The organism is Pseudomonas sp. CIP-10, assembly GCF_020911845.1.
GTDB lineage: Bacteria > Pseudomonadota > Gammaproteobacteria > Pseudomonadales > Pseudomonadaceae > Aquipseudomonas > Aquipseudomonas alloputida.
Genome location: NZ_CP087160.1, coordinates 5,778,496 through 5,800,289 on the forward strand (window position 1 = coordinate 5,778,496; position 21,794 = coordinate 5,800,289).

The 21,794-nt window shown below is 63.8% G+C and carries 21 protein-coding genes and 1 other RNA gene; 8 read left to right on the top strand and 14 right to left on the bottom strand.

What is annotated here, in order from left to right; translation table 11 throughout:
* Positions 1–120: 120 nt before the first annotated feature.
* On the bottom strand, positions 121–1,419 hold the full coding sequence (gene argA, locus LMH93_RS26000) for an amino-acid N-acetyltransferase (RefSeq protein ID WP_003253723.1): 1,299 nt from the start codon (positions 1,417–1,419) through the stop codon (positions 121–123).
* A gap of 123 nt (positions 1,420–1,542) precedes the next feature.
* Complete coding sequence (argE, locus tag LMH93_RS26005; RefSeq protein WP_230064735.1) at positions 1,543–2,685, bottom strand: acetylornithine deacetylase; 1,143 nt, start codon at positions 2,683–2,685, stop codon at positions 1,543–1,545.
* Positions 2,686–2,801: 116 nt separating this feature from the next.
* Here argE and LMH93_RS26010 point away from each other — a divergent pair, with 116 nt between their 5' ends.
* Positions 2,802–4,169, top strand: a complete 1,368-nt coding sequence (locus tag LMH93_RS26010) for a CYTH domain-containing protein (RefSeq protein WP_003253720.1) — start codon at positions 2,802–2,804, stop codon at positions 4,167–4,169.
* A 95-nt stretch (positions 4,170–4,264) separates the two neighbouring features.
* On the opposite strand, the gene LMH93_RS26015 is transcribed toward LMH93_RS26010, so the two are convergent.
* Positions 4,265–4,735 carry an Lrp/AsnC family transcriptional regulator gene (locus LMH93_RS26015; RefSeq protein WP_003253717.1) on the bottom strand — a complete coding sequence of 157 codons (471 nt, stop codon included), beginning with the start codon at positions 4,733–4,735 and terminating at the stop codon, positions 4,265–4,267.
* A 126-nt stretch (positions 4,736–4,861) separates the two neighbouring features.
* On the opposite strand from LMH93_RS26015, the gene LMH93_RS26020 reads away from it, so the two are divergent.
* The 3 genes from LMH93_RS26020 (at position 4,862) to LMH93_RS26030 (ending at position 7,429) form a co-directional block, all read left to right on the top strand.
* Positions 4,862–5,167, top strand: coding sequence for a hypothetical protein (locus LMH93_RS26020; RefSeq protein ID WP_003253715.1), 306 nt, complete (start codon positions 4,862–4,864; stop codon positions 5,165–5,167).
* 185 nt (positions 5,168–5,352) lie between these two features.
* Positions 5,353–7,026: a GspE/PulE family protein gene (locus LMH93_RS26025; protein ID WP_004575835.1), complete on the top strand. Its 1,674-nt coding sequence runs from the start codon at positions 5,353–5,355 to the stop codon at positions 7,024–7,026.
* An 88-nt stretch (positions 7,027–7,114) separates the two neighbouring features.
* Positions 7,115–7,429, top strand: coding sequence for a DUF2388 domain-containing protein (locus tag LMH93_RS26030; RefSeq protein WP_004575834.1), 315 nt, complete (start codon positions 7,115–7,117; stop codon positions 7,427–7,429).
* Positions 7,430–7,494: 65 nt separating this feature from the next.
* Here the strand turns inward: LMH93_RS26030 and gcvP are convergent, their stop codons facing one another.
* From gcvP to LMH93_RS26080, 10 genes are all read right to left on the bottom strand, one after another.
* The gene (gene gcvP / locus LMH93_RS26035; protein ID WP_087535564.1) at positions 7,495–10,368 is read right to left on the bottom strand and encodes an aminomethyl-transferring glycine dehydrogenase; all 2,874 of its coding nucleotides are present in this window, start codon (positions 10,366–10,368) and stop codon (positions 7,495–7,497) included.
* A 196-nt stretch (positions 10,369–10,564) separates the two neighbouring features.
* Positions 10,565–10,948: a glycine cleavage system protein GcvH gene (gene gcvH, locus LMH93_RS26040; RefSeq protein ID WP_003253706.1), complete on the bottom strand. Its 384-nt coding sequence runs from the start codon at positions 10,946–10,948 to the stop codon at positions 10,565–10,567.
* Between the two features lie 51 nt (positions 10,949–10,999).
* Positions 11,000–12,082, bottom strand: coding sequence for a glycine cleavage system aminomethyltransferase GcvT (gene gcvT, locus LMH93_RS26045; RefSeq protein ID WP_003253703.1), 1,083 nt, complete (start codon positions 12,080–12,082; stop codon positions 11,000–11,002).
* Positions 12,083–12,209: 127 nt separating this feature from the next.
* Positions 12,210–13,832: an ABC transporter permease gene (locus LMH93_RS26050; protein ID WP_019752724.1), complete on the bottom strand. Its 1,623-nt coding sequence runs from the start codon at positions 13,830–13,832 to the stop codon at positions 12,210–12,212.
* A 152-nt stretch (positions 13,833–13,984) separates the two neighbouring features.
* A complete protein-coding gene (locus tag LMH93_RS26055) occupies positions 13,985–14,986 on the bottom strand; it encodes an extracellular solute-binding protein (RefSeq protein ID WP_012054051.1) in 1,002 nt (333 codons plus the stop codon).
* A 168-nt stretch (positions 14,987–15,154) separates the two neighbouring features.
* Positions 15,155–16,372, bottom strand: coding sequence for a 2-octaprenyl-3-methyl-6-methoxy-1,4-benzoquinol hydroxylase (locus LMH93_RS26060; protein WP_230064736.1), 1,218 nt, complete (start codon positions 16,370–16,372; stop codon positions 15,155–15,157).
* A gap of 9 nt (positions 16,373–16,381) precedes the next feature.
* The gene (locus tag LMH93_RS26065) at positions 16,382–16,864 is read right to left on the bottom strand and encodes a DUF4442 domain-containing protein (protein WP_003253696.1); all 483 of its coding nucleotides are present in this window, start codon (positions 16,862–16,864) and stop codon (positions 16,382–16,384) included.
* Entirely contained in the window at positions 16,861–18,060 is a 1,200-nt protein-coding gene (ubiH, locus tag LMH93_RS26070; protein WP_003253694.1) for a 2-octaprenyl-6-methoxyphenyl hydroxylase, read from the bottom strand. The genes LMH93_RS26065 and ubiH overlap by 4 nt, the downstream gene beginning before the upstream one ends.
* A complete protein-coding gene (gene pepP, locus LMH93_RS26075) occupies positions 18,057–19,391 on the bottom strand; it encodes a Xaa-Pro aminopeptidase (protein WP_003253692.1) in 1,335 nt (444 codons plus the stop codon). The genes ubiH and pepP overlap by 4 nt, the downstream gene beginning before the upstream one ends.
* Positions 19,392–19,412: 21 nt before the next feature.
* The gene (locus LMH93_RS26080) at positions 19,413–19,967 is read right to left on the bottom strand and encodes a YecA/YgfB family protein (protein ID WP_003253690.1); all 555 of its coding nucleotides are present in this window, start codon (positions 19,965–19,967) and stop codon (positions 19,413–19,415) included.
* Positions 19,968–20,148: 181 nt separating this feature from the next.
* Between LMH93_RS26080 and LMH93_RS26085 the strand changes: the two genes are divergently transcribed.
* From LMH93_RS26085 to LMH93_RS26100, 4 genes are all read left to right on the top strand, one after another.
* The gene (locus tag LMH93_RS26085) at positions 20,149–20,331 is read left to right on the top strand and encodes a TIGR02449 family protein (RefSeq protein WP_029886233.1); all 183 of its coding nucleotides are present in this window, start codon (positions 20,149–20,151) and stop codon (positions 20,329–20,331) included.
* Positions 20,328–20,648: a cell division protein ZapA gene (locus LMH93_RS26090; protein ID WP_003253687.1), complete on the top strand. Its 321-nt coding sequence runs from the start codon at positions 20,328–20,330 to the stop codon at positions 20,646–20,648. The genes LMH93_RS26085 and LMH93_RS26090 overlap by 4 nt, the downstream gene beginning before the upstream one ends.
* 17 nt (positions 20,649–20,665) lie before the next feature.
* Positions 20,666–20,845, top strand: a non-coding RNA gene (ssrS, locus tag LMH93_RS26095) — 6S RNA.
* A gap of 125 nt (positions 20,846–20,970) precedes the next feature.
* Positions 20,971–21,579: a 5-formyltetrahydrofolate cyclo-ligase gene (locus tag LMH93_RS26100; protein ID WP_003253685.1), complete on the top strand. Its 609-nt coding sequence runs from the start codon at positions 20,971–20,973 to the stop codon at positions 21,577–21,579.
* A 19-nt stretch (positions 21,580–21,598) separates the two neighbouring features.
* Here LMH93_RS26100 and LMH93_RS26105 read toward each other — a convergent pair whose 3' ends face one another.
* Positions 21,599–21,751: a hypothetical protein gene (locus LMH93_RS26105; protein ID WP_003253683.1), complete on the bottom strand. Its 153-nt coding sequence runs from the start codon at positions 21,749–21,751 to the stop codon at positions 21,599–21,601.
* Positions 21,752–21,794 lie beyond the last annotated feature (43 nt).

Sequence of the window (21,794 nt, forward strand, 5' to 3'; positions counted from 1 at the left end):
GCGGCGTCGCGATAGGGGCGAAAGTGCCTCCAATATTTGCGCATCAAGCTGATAATGTCGGGGCCGCTTTGCGGCCCTTTCGCGACGCAAGGCCGCTCCCACATGAGCTGCGGTACAGGCTTACAAGGGCTTCTCGAAAATCTTCGAATTGCGCTGGTAGTTGTACAGCGAAGCCCGCGCCGCCGGCAGCCGCTCCACGCCACTGGGCGCAAAGCCGCGCTCGCGAAACCAGTGCGCAGTGCGCGTAGTCAGCACGAACAAAGTACTCAAACCCATCTGCCGTGCCCGGCTCTCGATGCGTTCCAGCAGCTCATCGCCACGTCCGCCATGGCGGTACTCTGGGTTCACCGCCAGGCAAGCCAGCTCCCCGGCCTCGGAATCGGCAATCGGGTACAGCGCCGCACAGGCGATGATCATGCCCTCGCGCTCGACCACGCTGAACTGCTCGATCTCTCGCTCCAGCACTTCGCGCGAACGGCGCACCAGGATGCCCTGCTCTTCCAGCGGGCTGATCAACTCCAGCAGGCCACCGACGTCCTCGATGGTCGCCTCGCGCACCACTTCGAACTGCTCCTGCGACACCAGCGTACCGCCACCGCCCCGGGTGAACAGCTCGGTGAGCAGCGCGCCGTCCTCGGCATAGCTGACGATATGGCTGCGCGCCACACCGCCTTTGCAAGCCTCGGCCGCAGCATCCAGCAGTTCGCCCTGGTAGTCGCTGCCTAGACGCTGCAGATGCGGAGCAACCTGCTGCGGGCGCAGTTCACGCACCAGCCTTCCGTCAGCGTCCAACAGGCCCGGCTCGGCGCCGAACAGCAACAATTTGTCGGCACCCAGTTCGATGGCCGCGCGGGTAGCCACGTCTTCGCAGGCCAGGTTGAAGATTTCACCGGTAGGCGAGTAGCCCAAGGGCGACAACAGCACGATAGAGCGCTCGTCGAGCAGGCGGCTGATGCCCTTGCGGTCGACGCGGCGCACTTCGCCAGTGTGGTGGTAGTCCACGCCTTCGAGCACGCCGATCGGCCGCGCAGTGACCAGGTTGCCGGAGGCCACGCGCAGGCGCGAGCCCTGCATGGGCGAAGCGGCGATGTCCATCGACAGCCGCGCTTCAATGGCCAGGCGCAGGGCGCCGACGGCATCGATCACGCAGTCCAGGGTGGCCGCATCAGTAATACGCATGCCCCGGTGATAGTGCGGCGTCAGGCCGCGATCGGCCAGCCGGCTTTCGATCTGCGGGCGCGAGCCATGCACCAGCACCAGGCGCACGCCCAGGCTGTGCAGCAGCACCAGGTCGTGGACGATATTGCCGAAATTAGGGTGTTCCACCCCATCGCCAGGGAGCATGACCACAAAGGTGCAGTCGCGATGGGCATTGATATAGGGGGATGCATGACGCAGCCAGTTGACGTAATCGGGCATGACAGGGCCTGTGGATAAGTGGACGGAGAACGGCGATGCAGGGGCGTTCAGGATCATCGTCGGAACAGGCTTGCGGTCACGCGCGGTCTCCTCTAGGCAGGAACGAATCAGTTCGATTGACGTTTAGTGCAGGCAATAGTGCCGGATCAGGTCACGCAATAGACGCACGGTAGGCTCGATTCGTGACATTTCAAGGTATTCGCCGGGCTGGTGGGCGCAGGCAATGTCGCCAGGGCCCAGCACGATGGTCTGGCAGCCCAGTTGCTGAAGATAAGGTGCTTCGGTGCCGAACGCCACCGCTTCAGCGCGATGGCCAGTCAGGCGCTCCGCGACCTGAACCAGTTCGACATCGGCAGCCTGCTCGAACGGCGGCACCTCCGGGAACAGCGGCGCATAGTCGATGCGCACCTCATGGCGCTCGGCCACGGGTACCAGCTTTTCGCGAATGGCCGCGCGCAGTTGCTCCACATCCATGCCCGGCAGCGGCCGCAGGTCGAATTCCAGGGCACACTGGCCGCAGATGCGGTTGGGGTTGTCACCGCCGTGGATGCAGCCGAAGTTCATGGTCGGGGTCGGCACGGTGAATTGCGGGTTGCTATAGGTGTTTTGCCAGTGCTGGCGCAGGCCCATCAGCTCGCCCATGACTGCGTGCATGGCCTCCATGGCGCTGCGGCCCAGGCTTGGATCCGACGAATGGCCACTGCGGCCGAGGATGTCGATGCGGTCCATGAGGATGCCCTTGTGCATGCGAATTGGCCGCAGCCCGGTAGGCTCACCGATGACCGCTGCACGCCCCAGTGGCTGGCCGGCCTCGGCCAGGGCACGGGCGCCGGACATGGAGCTTTCTTCGTCGCAGGTGGCAAGGATCAGCAGTGGCTTCTTGAAGTCGTGCTCCAGCAGCGGGATGACCGCTTCGATGACCAGGGCGAAGAAGCCCTTCATGTCGCAGCTGCCCAGGCCGACCCAACGGCCATCGGCTTCGGTCAGCTTCAGCGGGTCGCTGGCCCACAGCTGTTCGTCATAGGGCACGGTATCGCTGTGCCCGGCCAGCACCAGCCCTCCTGGGCCGGTGCCACGGCTGGCCAGCAGGTTGAACTTGCCGGGGCTGACCTGCTGGATATCGCACTTGAAACCCAGGTCGCCGAGCCAACCGGCCAACAGGTCGATAACCTGGCGGTTGGACTGGTCCAGCGCAGGTTGGGTACAGCTAACCGAAGGCGCGGCGATCAAGGCGGCAAACTGGTCTTTCAGCGTCGGCAACGGCATGCGCGTACTCCTCGGAAACGTTGCCCATCATAGGACTATCCGCTGTCTGGAATAAACCGTTGAGGGCTGACTGCTGTAGACTCTCTGCCAACCACGCCCCCTCTTTCGAGTCTGTGATGCACAAAGAAACCGAACTGAAGCTCCGCGCCAGCCGCGAGACCCTTGCCGCACTTCGCGAGCACCCTCTGCTGAAAAAGCGCAACAAGTCCGGCTGGCAGACCCGTGAACTGCTCAACCAGTACTTCGACACCCCCGAGCGTGAGCTGTCCGCCGCCCGTGTCGCCCTGCGCCTGCGCCGCGATGGCGACGCTGTCATCCAAACCCTCAAGTGCCGCGGCCAGAGCGTGGCTGGCCTGTCCGAGCGCAACGAGTACGAATGGAACCTGGACAAGGTCAAGCTCGACCTGAAGAAGCTGGACGCCACCTGCTGGCCCGAGCAACTGGCCAACCTGGACAAGAAAACCATCAAGCCGCTGTTCACCACCGACTTCAGCCGTGAATACGCCGAAATCGCCTGGGGCCGTGGCAAGAGCAAGGTGGTGATCGAGGCCGCGCTGGACCAAGGCTTCGTGATCGCCGGCAAGCGCAAGGAAGAGATCTGCGAGCTGGAGCTGGAGCTGCGTGAAGGTGAACCGCAAGCACTGCTGGAACTGGCTGCAGAACTGGCCGCCAGCCTGCCACTGATGCCGTGCGACATCAGCAAGGCTGAGCGCGGTTACCGCCTGCTGGAACCGGACAGCTACGAGCTGGACCTGCCGCACACCGCGCTGGAAGCCGAAATGGCCTTGGACGACGCCTATGCCGCCCTCGCCTGGCAACTGCTGGGCAGCAGCCAGCGCCTGGCCGAGCAGTACCGCCACAACGGCCACTGGCGCCTGCTCCAGGACTGGGTCGAGTGCCTGAGCGAGCTGCGCGCACTCACCGCCAGCCTGGGCCAGGCAGCACCGCGCGCCACCACCCGCGACCTGCGCGCCAGCCTTGATGCCTTGCTTGAAGACTGGCGCCCGCTGGTTCAGGCCGGCAACGATGACGAAGACATCCGTCGCGCCGCGCCCGAGCAGTTCGCCGAAGAGCTGGAAGACGTACGCTGGGGCCAGTTCTCGCTGGAAACCTCACGCTGGCTGATGGCCCGGACCTGGACCGCTGAGCGCAAGGGCCGCGGCGAACGCCAGGGCAAGGCGCAGTTGGCCAGCTGGCTGGGTCACCTGCTGGGTGAGGAAGGCCGCGCGCTGAAGCTGCCGCTGTACACCCAGCGCCCGGAAGACCTGGCTGAGCAGCTGCCACGTATCGAGCAACTTCTGGCTTGGCTGCACCACGCCCGCCAGGTGCTGGAAGCGCCGCAAATGGACCGCTTGTACGGCGATCTGAAAAAGCTGCACGAGCTGGCCGAGCAGCCTATCAGCGATGAAGTGCTGGAAGCGCGTATCGAACAGGCTCGGGCGGTGGACCAGAGCCGCGGCTGGAAGCACCTGCTCAAGGCGTGATACCGCGTCGCCTGCTTCGCGGGTAAACCCGCTCCTACGTAGGATCCGCGCCAGGCGTGGGGCCAGTGTAGGAGCGGGTTTACCCGCGAATGGCCTCAACGCGATAGCGGCAGGCTAGTGGTGGACTTGATCTCGGAAAGCGCCACAATCGAATTCACCTCCTGAATCCCCGGCACGTTCGACAGTTTTTCGAAGAAGAACCGCTCGTAGGCCTCGATGTCCGACGTGACGATGCGCAGCAGAAAGTCCACAGCCCCCATCAGTACATAACACTCCAGCACCTCAGGGAACCCGCGGATCGCCTCGGTGAACTCGGTGAAGTTGGAGCGCCCGTGGGCGTTCAATTTCACTTCGGCGAAAATCTGCGTGTTCAGGCCGACCTTCTTGCGGTCCAGCAAGGTCACCTGCCCACGAATCACCCCCTCTTCCTTCAAGCGCTGAATGCGCCGCCAGCACGGCGATTGCGACAGCCCGACGCGCTCGGCGATCTGTGCACTGGACAGCGAAGCGTCCTCCTGCAGCAGTTCGAGGATGCGACGGTCGTAGGCGTCCAGCTCGCTGTGCATTATCTATTCTCCACATCAGATTTTTTTGAATAAAAGAATTCACCAATAAGGTGAAATCACCCAATCATAGCGAAAAAATACCGCCAACAACGTGCAAGAATTTCTCCCTCATTTGCGGAGACCAGCATGAACGCACAGCCCCGTACCGACGCCTGGGCCGCCACCAACGCCCACAGCACCGTGCACTATCGCCTGCAGGCCGAGGCCGAGCCCGATAGCCTGTGCCGGGTGCTCAACCTGTTCGCCTTGCAGTTCCTGACCCCGCATAGCGTGCAGGTCAGCCAGCAGGATGACTGGCTGGATATCGAAATCGGCATTGGCGGGTTGAGCTGGCACCGGGCCGAGGTCATTGCACAGAAACTGCGTAACCTGGTGTGTGTGGGTGAGGTGAGCCTGACCAACTTGCAGCGAGTGGCGTTGGCAGTGGTCTGAACCATCCTCTCTGCCGGGCCGGTACCGCATAGCACTCAAGGCCCGTGCGATCCCTGTAGGAGCGGGTTCACCCGCGAAGCGTCCGGTACAGGCGCAGCAAAATCCCGAAACCTTTCACCTCCGATAGCCTCCCGCCGCCCGGCTAGCCTTGATCAGCACTACCCGATCAGGCACGGACGCCAACCATGCACACCCCCGACAACCCCGCGCTCGACCTCAAGCGCGTGCTCCAGGCCCTGCTCGCTGACCAGCACCTGCACGCCAGCGATACCCTGCAAGTACTCGAACACGCCGCTGCCCACCCCACTAGCCACCCGCTGGAACACATCGCCGCCTGCAGCCTGGAAAACCGCCAGCACCCTGGTCAGCCTCTGGACCTGGAGTACCTTTGCCAATGGCTGGCCGACAAGGTCGGCCAGCCCTACCTGCGCATCGACCCCATGCAACTCGACCTGCCCCAGGTCACCGGCCTGATCTCCCCAGCCTTCGCCCAGCGCCACGGCATCCTCATCGTCGCGGCCGATGCCTCCAGCGTCACCGTCGCCAGCGCCCAGCCTTTCCAGGATGACTGGCAGGCCGACCTGGCCCGTAGCCTCGGCCGATCGATCCGTCGCGTACTGGCCAGCCCGCAGCAGATCCGTGAGTCAGCGCAGTCGTTCCACCGCCTGGCCCAGTCGGTAAAAGGCGCGCAATACCAGCAGTCGGCCAGCCTGGGGGAACTTGAGCAATTGCTGGAGCTGGGCAAACGCCAGGCCGAGGCCAGCGCAGACGACGCACACATTGTGCATATCGTCGACTGGCTGCTGCAGTACGCCATTGAGCAACGCGCCAGCGATATCCACTTGGAACCGCGCCGCGAACAGGGCCAACTGCGCTACCGCATCGATGGCCTGCTGCACACCGTCTATGCCTTCCCCGCCGGGGTCACCCTGGCCCTCGTCAGCCGCCTGAAACACCTGGGCCGCATGGACGTTGCCGAGAAACGCCGGCCGCAGGACGGCCGGTTGCAAAGCCGCCTGCCCGGTGGTGGCGAAGTGGAGCTGCGGCTTTCGACCCTGCCCACCCCGTTTGGCGAGAAACTGGTGCTGCGCCTGTTCGACCCGCACCAGTTGCAAGAGGGCTTCGACCGCCTTGGCCTGCACGGCCAGCAACTGGCCCAATGGCAGCGCCTGCTACGTCAGCGCCAAGGCATCATCCTGGTCACCGGCCCCACCGGCTCCGGCAAAACCAGCACGCTGTACACCAGCCTCAAACTGTTGGCCACCCCACAGGTCAACCTGTGCACCATCGAAGACCCGATCGAGCGCCTGGAGCCAGCCTTCAACCAGCTGCAGGTGCAGCCCGCGCTGGACCTGGGGTTTGCCAACGCGGTCAGGGCCATGCTGCGCCAAGATCCCGATATCATCATGATCGGCGAAATTCGCGACCGCGAAACCGCCCTGGTGGCAGTTCAGGCAGCGCTGACCGGGCACCTGGTACTGTCCACCCTGCATACCAACGACGCTTGTGCAGCGATTACCCGCTTGCAAGAGCTGGGTGTGGCCGACTACCTCATCAAGGCGACGCTTATCGGGGTGATGGCCCAGCGCCTGGTGCGAACCGTCTGCACCGACTGCCAGGCAGGTTCATCAGCCACCTGCCGAGCCTGCCGCGGCACCGGTTTTCAGGGGCGAACAGGATTATTCGAACTGCTCGAGCCCAGCGACACCTTGCGCGCATTGATCGGCCCTGATGCCGACCTGACCCGATTGCGGCGCCAGGCGCTGGCCGATGGCCTGATTGACCTGCGCCATTGCGGCGAGGCCAAAGTGGCCGCTGGGCAGACCCGTGCCGAGGAAGTGCTGCGCGTCTGCAACTGACGAAAAGTCCTTTGTATTCAAGGAACTTGCCTCGCCCGAAAAGATCCAAGCGCGCATCTTCAACCATCACCCTTCGAGGTGTTTCAACATGCGTCTCAAAACCGCCATTGCCGCCGCTACCTTGCTTTCGCTGCCTATTGGCTCGGCCATGGCCGATACCTTCTGGCGTAACGTGATGACTTCCGGTGCTACCACGGCATCGAGCTACCTGACCTCGCGGGATCACAAGCTGGTAGTGGCCGCGCAGGATGACGCCAGCAGCTTCGTCGCCAGCGAAGGCGCGATCCGCGGGCCGTTCCTGGAAGCGGCCATGCGCGAGGCACGGGCAGAGAACCCAGGGATGCAGGCTTCCGACATGGAGTTGGCCAATGCCATCCTGGCCAAAAATGCAGTAGCCGAGTAACTGCGTCGCCTGCTTCGCGGGTAAACCCGCTCCTACAGGCACCCGCGAAGCATCCAACACCTACCTCAGCGATAAGCCTCCACCGGCACACACGCACAGAACAGATTCCTGTCCCCATACACGTTGTCTACTCGGTTCACCGCCGGCCAGTATTTGTGCTGGCGCACGTGAGCACTGGGGGCCACCGCCTGCTCCAGGCTATACGGCCTGTCCCACCCCCCCAGCACATCAGCCAAGGTATGCGGTGCATGCTTCAGCGGGTTGTTCTCCGCTGGCCAGTTGCCCTGCTGTACTTCGTCAATTTCCGCCCGAATCGCCAGCATCGCCTCGACGAACCGGTCCAGCTCGGCCTTCGATTCACTCTCGGTCGGCTCCACCATCAACGTGCCCGGCACCGGGAACGACATGGTCGGTGCGTGGAAGCCATAGTCCATCAGGCGCTTGGCCACGTCCTCTTCGCTGATGCCTGTCAGCGCTTTCAACGGCCGCAGGTCGAGGATGCATTCATGCGCCACGCGCTGGTTGCGGCCGCGGTAGAGCACCGGGAACGCCGCGCCCAACTGGCTGGCCAGGTAGTTGGCCGAAAGGATGGCCACCTCGCTGGCGTCGGCCAGCTGCGGGCCCATCATGGCGATATACATCCAGCTGATCGGCAAGATGCTTGCGCTGCCCCAGGGCGCGGCGCTGACCGCGCTGTTGTTCGGGTCCAGCCCAGGCACCGGCACCACCGGGTGGCTGGCGACGAACGGCTTGAGGTGCGCGCGGATACCGATCGGCCCCATACCCGGGCCGCCACCGCCGTGGGGAATGCAGAACGTCTTGTGCAGGTTCATGTGTGAAACATCGGCCCCAATGTCTGCGGGGCGCGCCAGGCCCACCTGGGCATTGAGGTTGGCACCGTCCATGTAAACCTGGCCGCCGTGCTGGTGCACCACATCGCAGATTTCGCGTATCCCTTCCTCGTACACACCGTGGGTCGAAGGGTAGGTGATCATCAGGCACGACAGACGCTCCCCGGCCGCGTGCGCCTTGGCTTTGAGGTCAGCCAGGTCGACGTTGCCATCGTTGTCGCAATCGACGATCACCACGTCCATGCCGGCCATCTGTGCCGACGCCGGGTTGGTGCCGTGGGCCGACGAAGGGATCAGGCACAACGTGCGCATCGGCTGATGGCGGCTGCGGTGATAGCGCGTAATGGCCATCAGGCCGGCGTATTCACCCTGAGCACCGGAGTTGGGCTGCATGCAGATCGCATCGAAGCCGGTGATCGCGCACAGCCAGCTTTCCAGTTCGTCGATCATCGCCTTGTAGCCTGCCGCCTGGGCCGCCGGAGCGAACGGGTGCAGCTGGGCAAAACCGGGCCAGGTGATGGGGATCATCTCACTGGTGGCGTTGAGCTTCATGGTGCACGAGCCCAGCGGAATCATCGACTGGTTCAGCGCCAGGTCCTTGTTCTCTAGCTGCTTGAGGTAGCGCAGCATCTCTGTTTCGCTGTGATGCAGGTTGAACACGGGGTGGGCGAGGAATGGCGTGCGTCGCACCAGGCTGGCGGGGATGCCTTCAGGCAGGGCCAGCTGGTCGAGGGCGGTAATTTCCAGGCCATGATCCACCCCCAGGAAGATGTCGAGCAGGCGCAGCACCGTCTGTTCGTTGCAGGTTTCGTCCAGGCTCACGCCCAGGTGCCCGCGACCGAGAATGCGCAAATTGATGTGCGCGGCCTCGGCGCTTTCAATGATGGCAGCCTGGGCACCACCAACATTCAGGGTAAGGGTGTCGAAGAAGTGCTGATTGAGGCGTTTGATGCCTTTGGCCTCAAGGCCGGCAGCCAGGATGAAGGTCAGCCGGTGCACACGCTGCGCGATGCGTTGCAGGCCTTCCGGGCCGTGGTACACCGCGTAGAAGCCGGCAATGTTGGCCAACAGCACCTGGGCCGTGCAGATGTTGGAGTTGGCCTTTTCGCGGCGAATATGCTGCTCGCGGGTTTGCAGGGCCATCCGTAATGCAGTGTTGCCACGGGCATCGCGCGATACGCCGATGATGCGACCCGGCATGGCCCGCTTGTAGTCGTCGCGACAGGCGAAATAGGCCGCGTGAGGCCCGCCGTAGCCCATCGGCACACCAAAGCGCTGGGTCGAGCCCAGCACCACATCGGCGCCCAGCTCTCCGGGCGGTGCCAGCACCACCAGGCTCAGCAGGTCAGCGGCTACGCAGGCCAAGGCCTGTTGGCCGTGCAAATGGTCGATCAGCGGGCGCAAATCGCGCACTTCGCCGTGGGTGTCGGGGTACTGCAGCAAAGCGCCGAACACCGAGTGTTTGGCAAGGTTATCCACAGAATCGACGATCAGCTCGAAGCCGAACCCCTCGGCGCGGGTCTTGAGTACCGAAAGGGTCTGCGGGTGGCAGTGCTCGTCGGCGAAGAAGGCGTTGCTCTTGTTGCGTGCCACCCGCTTGGCCAGGGCCATGGCTTCGGCGGCAGCGGTGGCTTCATCAAGCAGCGAGGCATTGGCCAGAGGCAGGCCGGTGAGGTCGATGACCATTTGCTGGAAGTTCAGCAGCGCCTCCAGCCGGCCTTGGGCAATTTCGGGTTGGTAGGGCGTGTAGGCGGTGTACCAACCGGGGTTTTCCAGCACGTTGCGCAGGATGACCGTGGGGGTGATGGTACCGTGGTAGCCCATGCCGATGAGGCTGGTCCAGACCTGGTTCTGTTCGGCATAACCGGCCAGCTTGGCCAGGGCGGCTTGCTCGTCCAGTGCCGCAGGGAGGTCGAGGGGGCGATTGAGGCGGATGTCTGGGGGAACGGTCTGCTCGATCAGCTCGTTGCGGCTGGCGATACCCAGCGCGTTGAGCATGGCCTGCTGCTCTGTGGCATCGGGGCCCAGGTGGCGGCGCAGAAATGGGTTGAGCTCTTGCAGTTGATGCAGGGATGGCGACTGGGACATGACGACGCTCTCTTCCTAGACCAGGCCTCATGGAGACTTACAAGTCTAGGAAGGGATTGCCGATTGTGCGGGGAAACTTGTCTGCAGGCCCGGCCTCTTCGCGGCTAAAGCCGCTGCTACAGGGGCTGCACCCGTCTCGAATGCAGCGCTGTACCTGTGTAGGAGCGGCTTTAGCCGCGAAGCAAGCGACGCGGTCTTACTCGCCAATCAGCGCCTGGTAGCCAGCCGCATCCAGCAACTTGTCCAGCTCGGCCGGGTTGCTTGGCTTCAATTTGAAGATCCACGAACCGTAAGGCTCTTCGTTGAGCAGTTCCGGGCTATCGGCCAGCTCTTCGTTGACCGCAATCACTTCGCCACCGACCGGGGCATAGATGTCCGAAGCGGCCTTGACCGACTCCACCACACCCGCAGCGTCGCCAGCGCCAAACACTTTGCCGACTTCAGCCAGCTCGACGAACACCACATCACCCAAGGCTTGCTGGGCGTGATCGCTGATACCCACGGTCACACTGCCGTCGGCTTCCAGGCGAGCCCACTCATGGCTTTCGGCAAAACGCAGGTCGGCGGGGATATTGCTCATGTCTTGAATTCCTCGATTGGCTCAGCGGTACGCCCGCCGGTTATAAATTGTTCAGATCAGGATCTTGCCGTGGCGCACGAAGGTCGGTTTGACCACCCGCACCGGGTACCACTTGCCGCGAATTTCCACCTCGGCCCGATCACCGGTAGCCATAGGCACGCGCGCCAACGCAATGGACTTGCTCAGCGTAGGCGAGAAACTACCACTGGTGATCTCCCCTTCGCCAATGCCGGCTACACGCACGACCTGATGGGCGCGCAGTACACCGCGCTCTTCCAGCACCAGACCCACCAGTTTTTCCTGCACGCCGTGCTCGATTTCAGCAAGCAGGCCGACACGGCCGATGAAGTCGCGCTCGGCCGGTTCCCAGGCGATGCTCCAGCCCAGGTTGGAGGTGAGCGGGGTGTGGTTTTCGTCGATGTCCTGGCCGTACAGGTTCATGCCGGCTTCCAGGCGCAGGGTATCGCGGGCGCCCAGGCCGCTTGGGGCGATACCGGCGCCGACCAGGTCGTTGAAGAAGGCCACCGCCTGATCGCCCGGGAAGATGATCTCCAAGCCGTCCTCACCGGTATAGCCGGTGCGGGCAATGAACCAGTCGCCGTCAGCAACGCCCTCGAACGGGCGCAGTTCGCGGATGAGTGCAGCGCGCGCGGGGCTGAGCAGGGCCGCGACCTTTTCGCGGGCCCGCGGCCCCTGGATGGCAAGGATGGCCAGATCAGGGCGGACCTGGAAGTCCACGGAAAACCCGGCACGCTGCGATTGCAGCCAATCGAGCACCTTGGCACGGGTGGCGGCGTTGTTGACCAGGCGATAGCCGGTTTCCGTGCGGTAGACGATCAGATCATCGATTACACCGCCCTGTTCGTTCAGCAGTGGGCTATACAGCGCCTTGCCGGTGTCGTCGAGGCGGGCCACATCGTTGGCCAGCAAGCGCTGCAGCCAAACAGTGGCATCAGTGCCGTCGACATCGATCACGGTCATATGGGAGACATCGAAGACGCCGCAATCGCTGCGCACCTGGTGGTGCTCCTCGACCTGCGAGCCATAGTGCAGGGGCATGTCCCAGCCACCGAAATCGACCGTCTTGGCGCCTAGCGCCAGGTGCAGGTCATACAAAAGCGTGCGCTGTCCCATGGGTTTCTCCTTCCGGGCGTGGCGAAGCGGCGGCGGTCGATGACGTTGGGTCGTCAGCTTTTCTTGTTACTCACACCCGCCGCGCGAATGCCGCGCATTGTAGCCGCAAGGTCGCAAACTGACATCCTCAGTGACTGTGACCGGGTCGACGTGCCGAACGGCGAATCAGGCCGATGACCGGCAGCAGCCCCACCAATACCAAGGTCAGTGCCGGCAGCGAGGCGCGCGCCCACTCGCCTTCGCTGGTCATCTCGAACACCCGCACGGCGAGGGTGTCCCAGCCGAACGGCCGCATCAGCAAGGTGGCGGGCATTTCCTTGAGCACATCGACGAACACCAGCAGCGCGGCGCTAAGTGCCCCCGGCACCAGCAGCGGCAGATACACCTTGAAAAACAATCTTGCGCCGCCAACACCCAGGCTGCGCGAGGCTTCAGGGAGTGACGGGCGGATGCGCTCCAGGCTGCTCTCCAGCGGCCCGTAGGCCACCGCGATGAAGCGCACCAGGTAGGCCAGCAGCAACGCCGAGAGGCTGCCTAGCAGCAGCGGCTTGCCGGCGCCGCCCATCCAGCTGGACAGCGGGATGACCAGGTGGTTGTCGAGGTAACTGAAGGCCAGCATGATCGATACCGCCAACACCGAACCGGGCAGGGCATACCCCAGATTGGCCAGGCCAACCCCGGCGCGGATTCCGCCCGTCGGTGCCTGGCGCCGGGCGAAGGCCAGCAGCAGCGCCACGCATACCGTGACCAGCGCCGCCATGCTGCCCAGGTACAGGGTGTGCAGCACCAGGCCGACGTAACGCTCATCCAGGTCATGCCGACCGCGTTGCCAGAACCACACCAGCAACTGCAGCAGCGGGATGACGAAAGCGCAGGCAAACACCAGCAGGCACCAGCCACTGGCCAGCAGCGCCTTGAGGCCGCGCAGGTGATACAGCGCCTGCGCGCGCGGCCGTTCGTTGCCGCTTCGGCTGGCACCGCGGGCGCGGCGCTCACCGTACAGCACCAGCATCACCGCCAGCAGCAGCAGGCTGGCCAGCTGGGCCGCACTGGACAAGCTGAAGAAGCCGTACCAGGTCTTGTAGATGGCCGTGGTGAAAGTGTCGAAGTTGAACACGGCCACTGCACCGAAGTCGGCCAGGGTTTCCATCAGCGCCAGGGCGATACCGGCACCGATCGCCGGCCGAGCCATGGGTAAGGCCACCCGCCAGAAAGCCTGCAGGGGCGATAACCCAAGTACCCGCGCCGCTTCCATCAGGCCCTTGCCCTGAGCCAGGAAAGCCGTGCGCGCCAACAAGTAGACATAGGGATAGAAGACCAGTACCAGGACGGTGATTACCCCACCAGTGGAACGCACCCGAGGCAGGCGCATTGGCCCGAACACCTCGCGCAGGGCGCTTTGCACCGGGCCGGCAAAGTCCAGCAGGCCGACGAAGACGAATGCCAGCACGTAGGCCGGGATGGCGAACGGTAGCATCAGCGCCCAGTCCAGCCAGCGTCGACCGGGGAAGTCGCAGAGGCTGGTGAGCCAGGCCAGGCTGACGCCCAGCACGGTGACACCCACACCCACACCCACCACCAGGGTCAGGGTATTGCCGAGCAGGCGCCCCATCTGGGTGTCGAGCAGGTGGGACCAGATCTGCAGGTCGATGGATTGCCAGGATAACAGCAGCACGCTCAGGGGCAGCAGCACCAAGGCGGCGATCAGGGAGACCGGGAGGTACCAGCGGCGTTGAGGGGTGTGGGGCAAGGCTGAAATCTCGAGTGCGATTGCGACCGCTGCGCGGTCGTTCGCGGGTAAACCCGCTCCTACGGGGACCGCGCAAGGCAGTGCAGGTCCCGTAGGAGCGGGTTTACCCGCGAAAGGGCCCTAACGGGCCCAAAGAGGATAAGGCCTGGCGCTTAGTTGTAGCCAGCCCGATCCATCAGGCGAATGGCTTCAGCCTGGCGCTTGCCGGCAATTTCCACCGGAATGCTGTCGGCCTTGAAGCTGCCCCACGCCGCCACTTCCTCCGATGGCTTCACCTTCGGGTTGGCCGGGAACTCCTGGTTGATATCAGCAAACAGCTTTTGCGCTTCTTCGCCGGTCATCCATTCCACCAGTTTCTTCGCGGCCTCCGGGTGTGGCGCATGCTTGGTCAGGCCAATGCCCGACAGGTTCACGTGCACACCACGGTCACCCTGGTTGGGCCAGAAGATCTTCACCGGCAGGTTCGGGTTCTGCTTGTGCAGACGGCCGTAGTAGTAGGTGTTGACCACGCCCACATCACACTGCCCGGCCTCGATGGCCTGGATCACCGCGTTGTCGTCGGAGAACACATCGGTGGACAGGTTGTTGACCCACCCTTTGACGATTTGCTCGGTCTTGGCCTCACCGTGGGTTTCGATCAGGGTGGCGGTCAGCGACTGGTTGTACACCTTCTTGGCCGTACGCAGGCACAGACGGCCTTCCCACTGTTTGTCAGCCAGGGCTTCGTAGGTGCTCAACTCCTCGGGTTTGACCCGCTCGGTGGAGTAGATGATGGTGCGGGCACGCAGGCTCAGGCCGGTCCAGTCATGGGACGAGGCGCGGTACTGCGACGGGATGTTCTGGTCGATGACGTCGGACTCGATCGGCTGCAGGATGCCCATCTGCTCGGCCTGCCACAGGTTGCCTGCATCGACGGTCAGCAGCAGGTCGGCCACGCCGTTGTCGCCCTCGGCCTTGATGCGCTGCATCAGCGGGGCTTCCTTGTCGGTGATGAACTTGATCTTGACCCCGGTCTTGGCGGTATAGGCATCGAACACCGGCTTGATCAGCTCGTCGATGCGCGAGGAGTACACCACCACTTCGTCCGCTGCCTGGGCAGTGCCGCCGAACAAGGTCAGGGCCAAGGCGGCCAGTAGGGGCTTGCGTGGCAACATGAAATGCACTCCTCGATCGTATGAGAGGTGCGAATGGTAGTGAATCCCATTTTCTGGCTCACCTACCTAGCCGTTACCGGATGTTGCAAAGGGCTGCCACAGGTGATTGCGCCACACTGTGGGAGCGGCCTAGTGTCGCGAAAGGGCCGCAGAGCGGCCCCGCCACTCTCAAGCCTTGGCCAGATCCGGCAGGTCACCACTCAAACCCAACGCCTGGCGCACAAACAGCGCCTTGGCCTCCGGCATCTGCTCCACCAGTTTCAACCCGCTATTGCGCAACCAGCGCAACGGCAGCGGATCGGCCTGGAACAACCTCTCGAAGCCCTCCATCGCCGCCATCAACGCCAGGTTGTGTGGCATGCGCCGGCGCTCGTAACGGCTCAGCACCTTCACATCGGCCAGTCTCTCGCCGCGCTCGTAAGCATTGACCAGCACCTCGGCCAGCACCGCCGCGTCGAGGAAGCCGAGGTTCACACCCTGCCCGGCCAGCGGGTGGATGGTGTGCGCGGCATCGCCAATCAATGCCAGGCCTTCACCCACATAGCGCTTGGCGTGGCGCTGACGCAGCGGCACGCATACCCTTGGGTCGGCCTGCAACACGTCGCCCAGGCGGCCCTCGAAGGCACGCCCGAGGGCTTGCAGGAAGGCCGCTTCATCCATCGCCATCAGTTGCTCGGCATGCTCCGGAGTGGTCGACCATACGATTGAGCACCAGTCTTGCTGGCCATCGCGGCTCAAGGGCAAAAAGGCCAATGGCCCTTCGTCAGTGAAGCGCTGCCAGGCCGTGGCCTGGTGCCCGGCGCTGCAACGCACGCTGGTGACAATGGCATGGTGCAGGTAGTCCCATTCGCGGGTTTCGCAGCCGGCCAGACGCCGCACCGCCGAATTGGCACCGTCGGCGGCGATCACCAACGGTGCACGCAGTTGCCGGCCATCGGCCAACGTCAGCAGCCACTCATCGCCAGAGCGGCGTAATTGCTCCAGCCGCGCATTGGCCAGCAGGCCGATGTCGCTGTCGTGCAGGCGCTCCAGCAGGCCGTCCTGCACCACCCGGTTCTCGACGATATGGCCGAGCACCTGGGCATGCACACTGGCCGCCGAGAAGTGAATCTGACCGGTGCCGCTGCCATCCCACACATGCATGTCGGAATACGGCGTGGCGCGCCTCTGGGCAATGCCGTCCCAAGCGCCAAGGCGCTCGAGGATGCGCTGGCTGGCCGCCGATAGCGCGCTGACACGCGGCTCGAACGGGGCCTGGGCATCGAAAGGTACGACCGTCAGCGGGCCACCGTCGAGCAACAAAATTTGCAGGCCACTGTGGCGCAACGCCAAGGCCAGGGCGCTGCCGACCATACCGGCACCCACAATCAACAGATCTGCGCGCATGTCCATGCCTTACGCCAGCCTCGCTTGCGGCTTGAGCCGCACGTATAGGGTTTTATCGACCCGCGCCACCAACTCGCCGGCGCCATCGCGGATATCGACCTGCAAACGCGGCAGGCATTTCTTGCCGGTGGCGGCCTGCTGGCGGATTTCCTGCAGCAGCGCATCATCGACGTGGAATTCGGCATACACCGGGCCTTTGCCCGGCGAGATGAAATCGATGCTGGCGGCCTTGTCCCAGACGATGTAGTCACGCCCCAGCTGCTCGATCAACAGCAGCATGTAGAACGGATCGACCATGGCATACAGGCTGCCACCGAACTGGGTACCGACGTAATTGCGGTTCCAGCGAGTCAGTTTCATCGCCACCTTGACGCTACGCAGGTCCGGGCTGATGTGCTGCACACGGATACCGGCACCCAGGTATGGTGGGTAGAGGTTCAGCATCCAGCGCAGCATGCGCGCCCGACGCGCCAGTTTACGCGGGTTGCTCATGCCTGGCCCCGCGGATCAGGGCGGGTGCCCAGGCCCATGGCCTGGCGGGCGAACCAGCTTTTTGCCGGTGGCAGCAGGTCGAGCCCAAGCAGGCCAAGGTTGCGCCCGGCAGCCAGCAACGGCTGATTGCTGCCAAACAGGCGGGTGACCTGGTCAGAGAAGCCGATGGTCATCGCCTGGTCCAGGCGCTGTCGCTGGTGATAGGCCTGCAGCGTGGTCAGGTCGCCAGGCTGCTGTGGCCCCGCCAGCAGCGCCTCGGCCAGGGACTGCACGTCACGCAACGACAGATTGAAACCCTGGCCCGCGATGGGGTGCAGGCTGTGTGCTGCGTTGCCCAGCACCACCAGGTGCGGCCGCACCTGCTCCTGGGCCTCGATCAAGGACAGCGGGTAGAGGTGCCGTGCGCCTACCTGGCGCAGCGCGCCCAAGCGGTAGCCGAACACCCCCTGCAGTTCGCGCAGGAAGCTGCGCTCGTCGATGTCGGCCAAGCGCCGCGCATCCATGCCCTGGCGGGTCCACACCAGTGCGCAGCGGTTTTCCGGCAACGGCAGCAAGGCCATGGGGCCCTCTTCGGTGAAGCGCTCGAAAGCCTGGCCGCCGTGGGCCTCACCCGGGGTAATGTTGGCGATCAACGCGCTCTGCTGGTAAGGCGTGTGGCGTACATGGATACCCAACTGCTCGCGCAGGCCAGAGCGGCCACCATCGGCCAGTACCGCCAGGTCACATTCCAGCTGGGTGTCGTCGTTCAGCCGCAGGCGGTAACCGCGTTCGATGGCCTGCATCGAGGTCACTTCGGCCGGGCAGCGCCAGCTCACCACCTCGCTGTCCAGCCCTTGCCACAGGCACTGGCCGAGCCAGGCGTTTTCCACCACGTAACCCAGCGCCGGTACGCCCTCTTCCAGGGCATCCAGGCGGGTGGCGCCAAAGCGACCACGGTCGGACACGTGAATCTGGCGAATAGGCTCGGCGCGGCGGCCGATGACCTGCCACAGGCCCAGTTGCTGATAAATCTGCTGGGTGCCGAAGGACAATGCCGACGAGCGCGCATCGTAGCTGGGCTGGTAGCTGTCGCCGGGGGCGAACGGCTCGATCAGCAGGATCTTCCAGCCGCGCGCCTTGGCGCCGGCCTGCAGGGCCAACGCCAGGCTTGCGCCAACCAGGCCACCGCCGATGATCGCCAGGTTTACCCGGCTCATGCCACGGCCTTGCGGGCAGCCTGCATCAGCGCCTCGATCTCGGCGACGGTACGCGGCACGCCCGAAGTCAGGATTTCACAACCTTGCCTGGTCACTACCACGTCGTCCTCGATCCTTACCCCAATGCCGCGCCACTTTTTGGCCACGGCCTGATTGTCGGCGCCAATGTAGATACCCGGCTCCACGGTCAGCGCCATGCCGGGTTCCAGCACCCGCCACTCGCCGCCCACCTTGTACTCGCCCACGTCATGCACATCCATGCCCAGCCAGTGCCCGGCGCGGTGCATGTAGAAGGCGCGATAGGCTTCGCTGTCGATCAGCGCCTGCACATCACCTTCGAGCAAGCCCAGCTCCACCAGGCCCGCGGTGATGACCCGCACGGTCGCCTCATGGGCGTGGTTCCAGTGCTTGCCGGGGGCTATTTCGGCAAACGCCGCCGCCTGAGCCTTGAGCACCAGCTCGTAGATGGCCTTCTGCTCGGGCGAAAACCGCCCACTGACCGGGAAGGTGCGGGTGATGTCGCTGGCATAGCAGTCGATTTCGCAGCCGGCGTCGATCAGCACCAGGTCGCCATCCTTGAGCGGCGCATCGTTCTGTTGATAGTGCAGGATGCAGCCATTGCGCCCGGCCGCAACGATCGAGCCGTAGGCCGGCATCTTCGCCCCGCCCTTGCGGAATTCGTAGTCCAGCTCGGCTTCCAGGCTGTACTCGTGCAGCCCGGCGCGGCAGGCCTGCATGGCCCGCACATGGGCCCGCGCAGAAATGTCTGCAGCAGCACGCATCACCTTCACTTCCGCCGCCGATTTATACAGGCGCATATCATGCAGCAGATGATCCAGCGCAACGAACTCGTTCGGTGGCTGGGCGCCCAGGCGTGCCTTGGAGCGGATCACGTTGATCCAGTCCATCAGCCGGCGGTCGAACTCCGGGTTGCTGCCCATGGCGCTGTAGACCCGCTCGCGGCCTTCGATCAGGCCAGGCAGGATCTCGTCGATATCCGTGATGGGGAAGGCATCGTCAGCGCCGAAATCGCGCACCGCCCCTTCCTGGCCGGCCCGCAGGCCGTCCCACAGCTCGCGCTCGGGGTTGCGTTCACGGCAGAACAGCACGTATTCGCCATGCTCGCGCCCTGGAATCAAAGCAATCACCGCCTCGGGCTCCGGGAAGCCGCTGAGGTACTGGAAGTCGCTGTCCTGGCGGTACACGTGCTCGACGTCGCGGTTGCGGATGGCAACCGCGGCGGCGGGCAGAATGGCGATGCTGTTGGGGACCATCTGCGCCATCAGCGCCTTGCGCCGACGGGCATACTCGGCCTTGGGAATGTGGCTCATGGGCAGACTACCCCTGGTTGATCAGTGCAGCGAGGGCTTGGGTGCGGGTGCGGCCGGCTTGGCCAGTTCGGAGAACAGCAGCAGGGGCGCCACACGCAGGTATTCCATGACTTCCATGTAGTCGCTCTCGCCGTCTTCGGACTCTTCGAGCGCTTCCTGGACCTGCGAAATGGCCACCAGGTCCTGCAGCACTTCCTTGGCCTCATCGGACAAGTCCTTACCGCCAGCGTTCAGGCCGAAACCGGTCACGAAGCCTTGGCACCACTGGCCCAGCGCGGTGGCGCGGTCGCTCAGTGGAGCATCATCGGAAGGCAGCAGCAGGACGATCGCCATGTCGTCGCTGGTCAGCTCGCCCTTGACCATTTCCTGCAAGCCGACCAAGGCGTTGCGGACACTGTCACCAGGCTCGATTTCCAGCAGTTGGGCCGCATCGGCCAACCAGGCATCGGCATCGAAGCCGGCGCCGGCGCAGCTGCGGCCAATCAGCAGGCCGTGCAGTTCGGCCGGGGTGACAGGATGGCCATTGCTCGAGAGCAGTATGGCGAAAGCGTTGTAGGGCGATTGAGTATTGGGCATGGGCAGCTAGGCGCCAGACGGCGCAATGTCTAGAATGAAGACCTTGTATCCTAGCACCGGCAGGCGCGCCAAGACCATCGGCACTGGCCGTTGCCGCCCAGGGAGAGGCATCATCGCCAGGTGACTCAACGACGGAGCGAATCGAGTGCAACCCACGCAAGAGAACGACCTGCAGGCACTGATGAGCCGATTCGAGTTGCTGATCGAACGCGTCGAGCAACTAAAACGGCAAAATGCACTCCTAGTAGCTCAGGAAAAATCCTGGCGCGAAGAGCGCGCCCACCTCATCGAAAAGAACGAGATCGCCAAGCGCAAAGTCGAGTCGATGATTTTACGCCTCAAGGCTCTGGAGCAAGACTCATGAGTTCAAGCAATAGCGTCACCGTGCAGATCCTCGACAAGGAATACTCGATCATCTGCCCGCCGGAAGAGCGCAACAACCTGGTCAGCGCTGCGCGCTACCTGGACGGCAAGATGCGCGAGATCCGCAGCAGCGGCAAGGTGATCGGTGCCGACCGCATCGCGGTGATGGCGGCGTTGAACATTACCCACGAAATGCTGCACCGCCAGGAAGACCGCAACGATGCGCCGGTCAGCGGCACAAACCGCGAACAGGTGCGCGACCTGCTGGATCGGGTAGATAAGGCTTTGTCCGACGACACGGATACCAAAATCGGCTGAGATTGGTATACTGGCGCCACTCCCTGGGGGATGCGCCAGTCGGTTATGTCCCTGAGCCGATACGCACAACCACGGGGGTTGCACGCTGGGGCCGGTGTGCATGTCCGCCCGACGGAAAGCCTTAACGCCCCCTGCAATCTCCACCTTGAACTTTCGGGTTCAAGGGCTACACCGATAGCGGTCTTATCGGGGAGCCTGAATTTTCTTGCCCGCCCCCCAAGGCGGGCAATTCGTTTTGGCCGACTTTATTCAAGCTTTGTACGACGATTCACCGCGCAGGCACTGTTCGTACCAAGCCAGCACATCTGGGATTGCCCGTGCCATGACCGAAAACGTGCCGCTCACCCGTCCCCAGCTTCGTCGCCTGCTTCGCAATGCCCGCCGCGCCCTTACCCCTGCCCAGCAACGCCAGGCCACCCTCGGCCTGTACCGCCAACTGGCGCAACACCCCTTGTTCCGCCGCGCCCGCCACATCGCCCTGTACCTGCCCAACGACGGTGAAATCGACCCTCGCCTGCTGATGCGCGAAGCCCAGCGTCGCGGCAAGTGCACCTACCTGCCGGTGCTGCACGCCTGGCCGCGCACGCGCATGGTGTTCCAGCGTTTTGAGCAGGGTGAGAAGCTCAAGCCCAACCGCTTCCGTATTCCAGAGCCGATCATCGATCGCAAACGCCAGCGGCCGATCTGGGCGCTGGATCTGATTCTGCTACCGCTGGTCGGTTTTGACGAAGTGGGCGGCCGCTTGGGTATGGGCGGTGGCTTCTATGATCGCAGCCTGGCCTACCAGGCGCGTCGGCAAACCTGGAAAAAACCGTTGCTGCTGGGGCTGGCGCATGAATGCCAGAAGGTCGAGCGGCTGGCGCAGGCCAGTTGGGATGTACCGCTGAAGGGCACGGTCTCGGACCGTGGCTGGTACCTGGCGCCACGTTGAGCGGCGCCAGCGGGGGGTATCAACGTTGTGGCTGGCTGGCGTCGACCGGCATCTGATAGGCGTTGTCCAGCTTGCGCTCCCAGAACCCTTGCGCATAACCGGTAGTGACCACACCCAGGCCAAAAATGAACACCAGGATCCACAGCAGATCCGGCTTTTTACGTTGATTCATCGAAGATTGCCCCCCAGGCAAACTGTTCAGTACTCCGCGATAT

What these genes read in the sequence shown, in the direction of transcription:
- LMH93_RS26020 (WP_003253715.1), top strand. Translation starts at nt 4,862, where the DNA reads ATGAACGCACAGCCCCGTACCGACGCCTGGGCCGCCACCAACGCCCAC.
- ubiH (WP_003253694.1), bottom strand. Translation starts at nt 18,060, where the DNA reads ATGAGCCGGGTAAACCTGGCGATCATCGGCGGTGGCCTGGTTGGCGCA.
- gcvP (WP_087535564.1), bottom strand. Translation starts at nt 10,368, where the DNA reads ATGTCCCAGTCGCCATCCCTGCATCAACTGCAAGAGCTCAACCCATTT.
- LMH93_RS26085 (WP_029886233.1), top strand. Translation starts at nt 20,149, where the DNA reads ATGAGCCGATTCGAGTTGCTGATCGAACGCGTCGAGCAACTAAAACGG.
- LMH93_RS26015 (WP_003253717.1), bottom strand. Translation starts at nt 4,735, where the DNA reads ATGCACAGCGAGCTGGACGCCTACGACCGTCGCATCCTCGAACTGCTG.
- LMH93_RS26030 (WP_004575834.1), top strand. Translation starts at nt 7,115, where the DNA reads ATGCGTCTCAAAACCGCCATTGCCGCCGCTACCTTGCTTTCGCTGCCT.
- LMH93_RS26080 (WP_003253690.1), bottom strand. Translation starts at nt 19,967, where the DNA reads ATGCCCAATACTCAATCGCCCTACAACGCTTTCGCCATACTGCTCTCG.
- LMH93_RS26100 (WP_003253685.1), top strand. Translation starts at nt 20,971, where the DNA reads ATGACCGAAAACGTGCCGCTCACCCGTCCCCAGCTTCGTCGCCTGCTT.
- LMH93_RS26065 (WP_003253696.1), bottom strand. Translation starts at nt 16,864, where the DNA reads ATGAGCAACCCGCGTAAACTGGCGCGTCGGGCGCGCATGCTGCGCTGG.
- gcvH (WP_003253706.1), bottom strand. Translation starts at nt 10,948, where the DNA reads ATGAGCAATATCCCCGCCGACCTGCGTTTTGCCGAAAGCCATGAGTGG.
- pepP (WP_003253692.1), bottom strand. Translation starts at nt 19,391, where the DNA reads ATGAGCCACATTCCCAAGGCCGAGTATGCCCGTCGGCGCAAGGCGCTG.
- LMH93_RS26025 (WP_004575835.1), top strand. Translation starts at nt 5,353, where the DNA reads ATGCACACCCCCGACAACCCCGCGCTCGACCTCAAGCGCGTGCTCCAG.
- LMH93_RS26090 (WP_003253687.1), top strand. Translation starts at nt 20,328, where the DNA reads ATGAGTTCAAGCAATAGCGTCACCGTGCAGATCCTCGACAAGGAATAC.
- LMH93_RS26055 (WP_012054051.1), bottom strand. Translation starts at nt 14,986, where the DNA reads ATGTTGCCACGCAAGCCCCTACTGGCCGCCTTGGCCCTGACCTTGTTC.
- argA (WP_003253723.1), bottom strand. Translation starts at nt 1,419, where the DNA reads ATGCCCGATTACGTCAACTGGCTGCGTCATGCATCCCCCTATATCAAT.
- gcvT (WP_003253703.1), bottom strand. Translation starts at nt 12,082, where the DNA reads ATGGGACAGCGCACGCTTTTGTATGACCTGCACCTGGCGCTAGGCGCC.
- LMH93_RS26010 (WP_003253720.1), top strand. Translation starts at nt 2,802, where the DNA reads ATGCACAAAGAAACCGAACTGAAGCTCCGCGCCAGCCGCGAGACCCTT.
- LMH93_RS26105 (WP_003253683.1), bottom strand. Translation starts at nt 21,751, where the DNA reads ATGAATCAACGTAAAAAGCCGGATCTGCTGTGGATCCTGGTGTTCATT.
- LMH93_RS26060 (WP_230064736.1), bottom strand. Translation starts at nt 16,372, where the DNA reads ATGCGCGCAGATCTGTTGATTGTGGGTGCCGGTATGGTCGGCAGCGCC.
- argE (WP_230064735.1), bottom strand. Translation starts at nt 2,685, where the DNA reads ATGCCGTTGCCGACGCTGAAAGACCAGTTTGCCGCCTTGATCGCCGCG.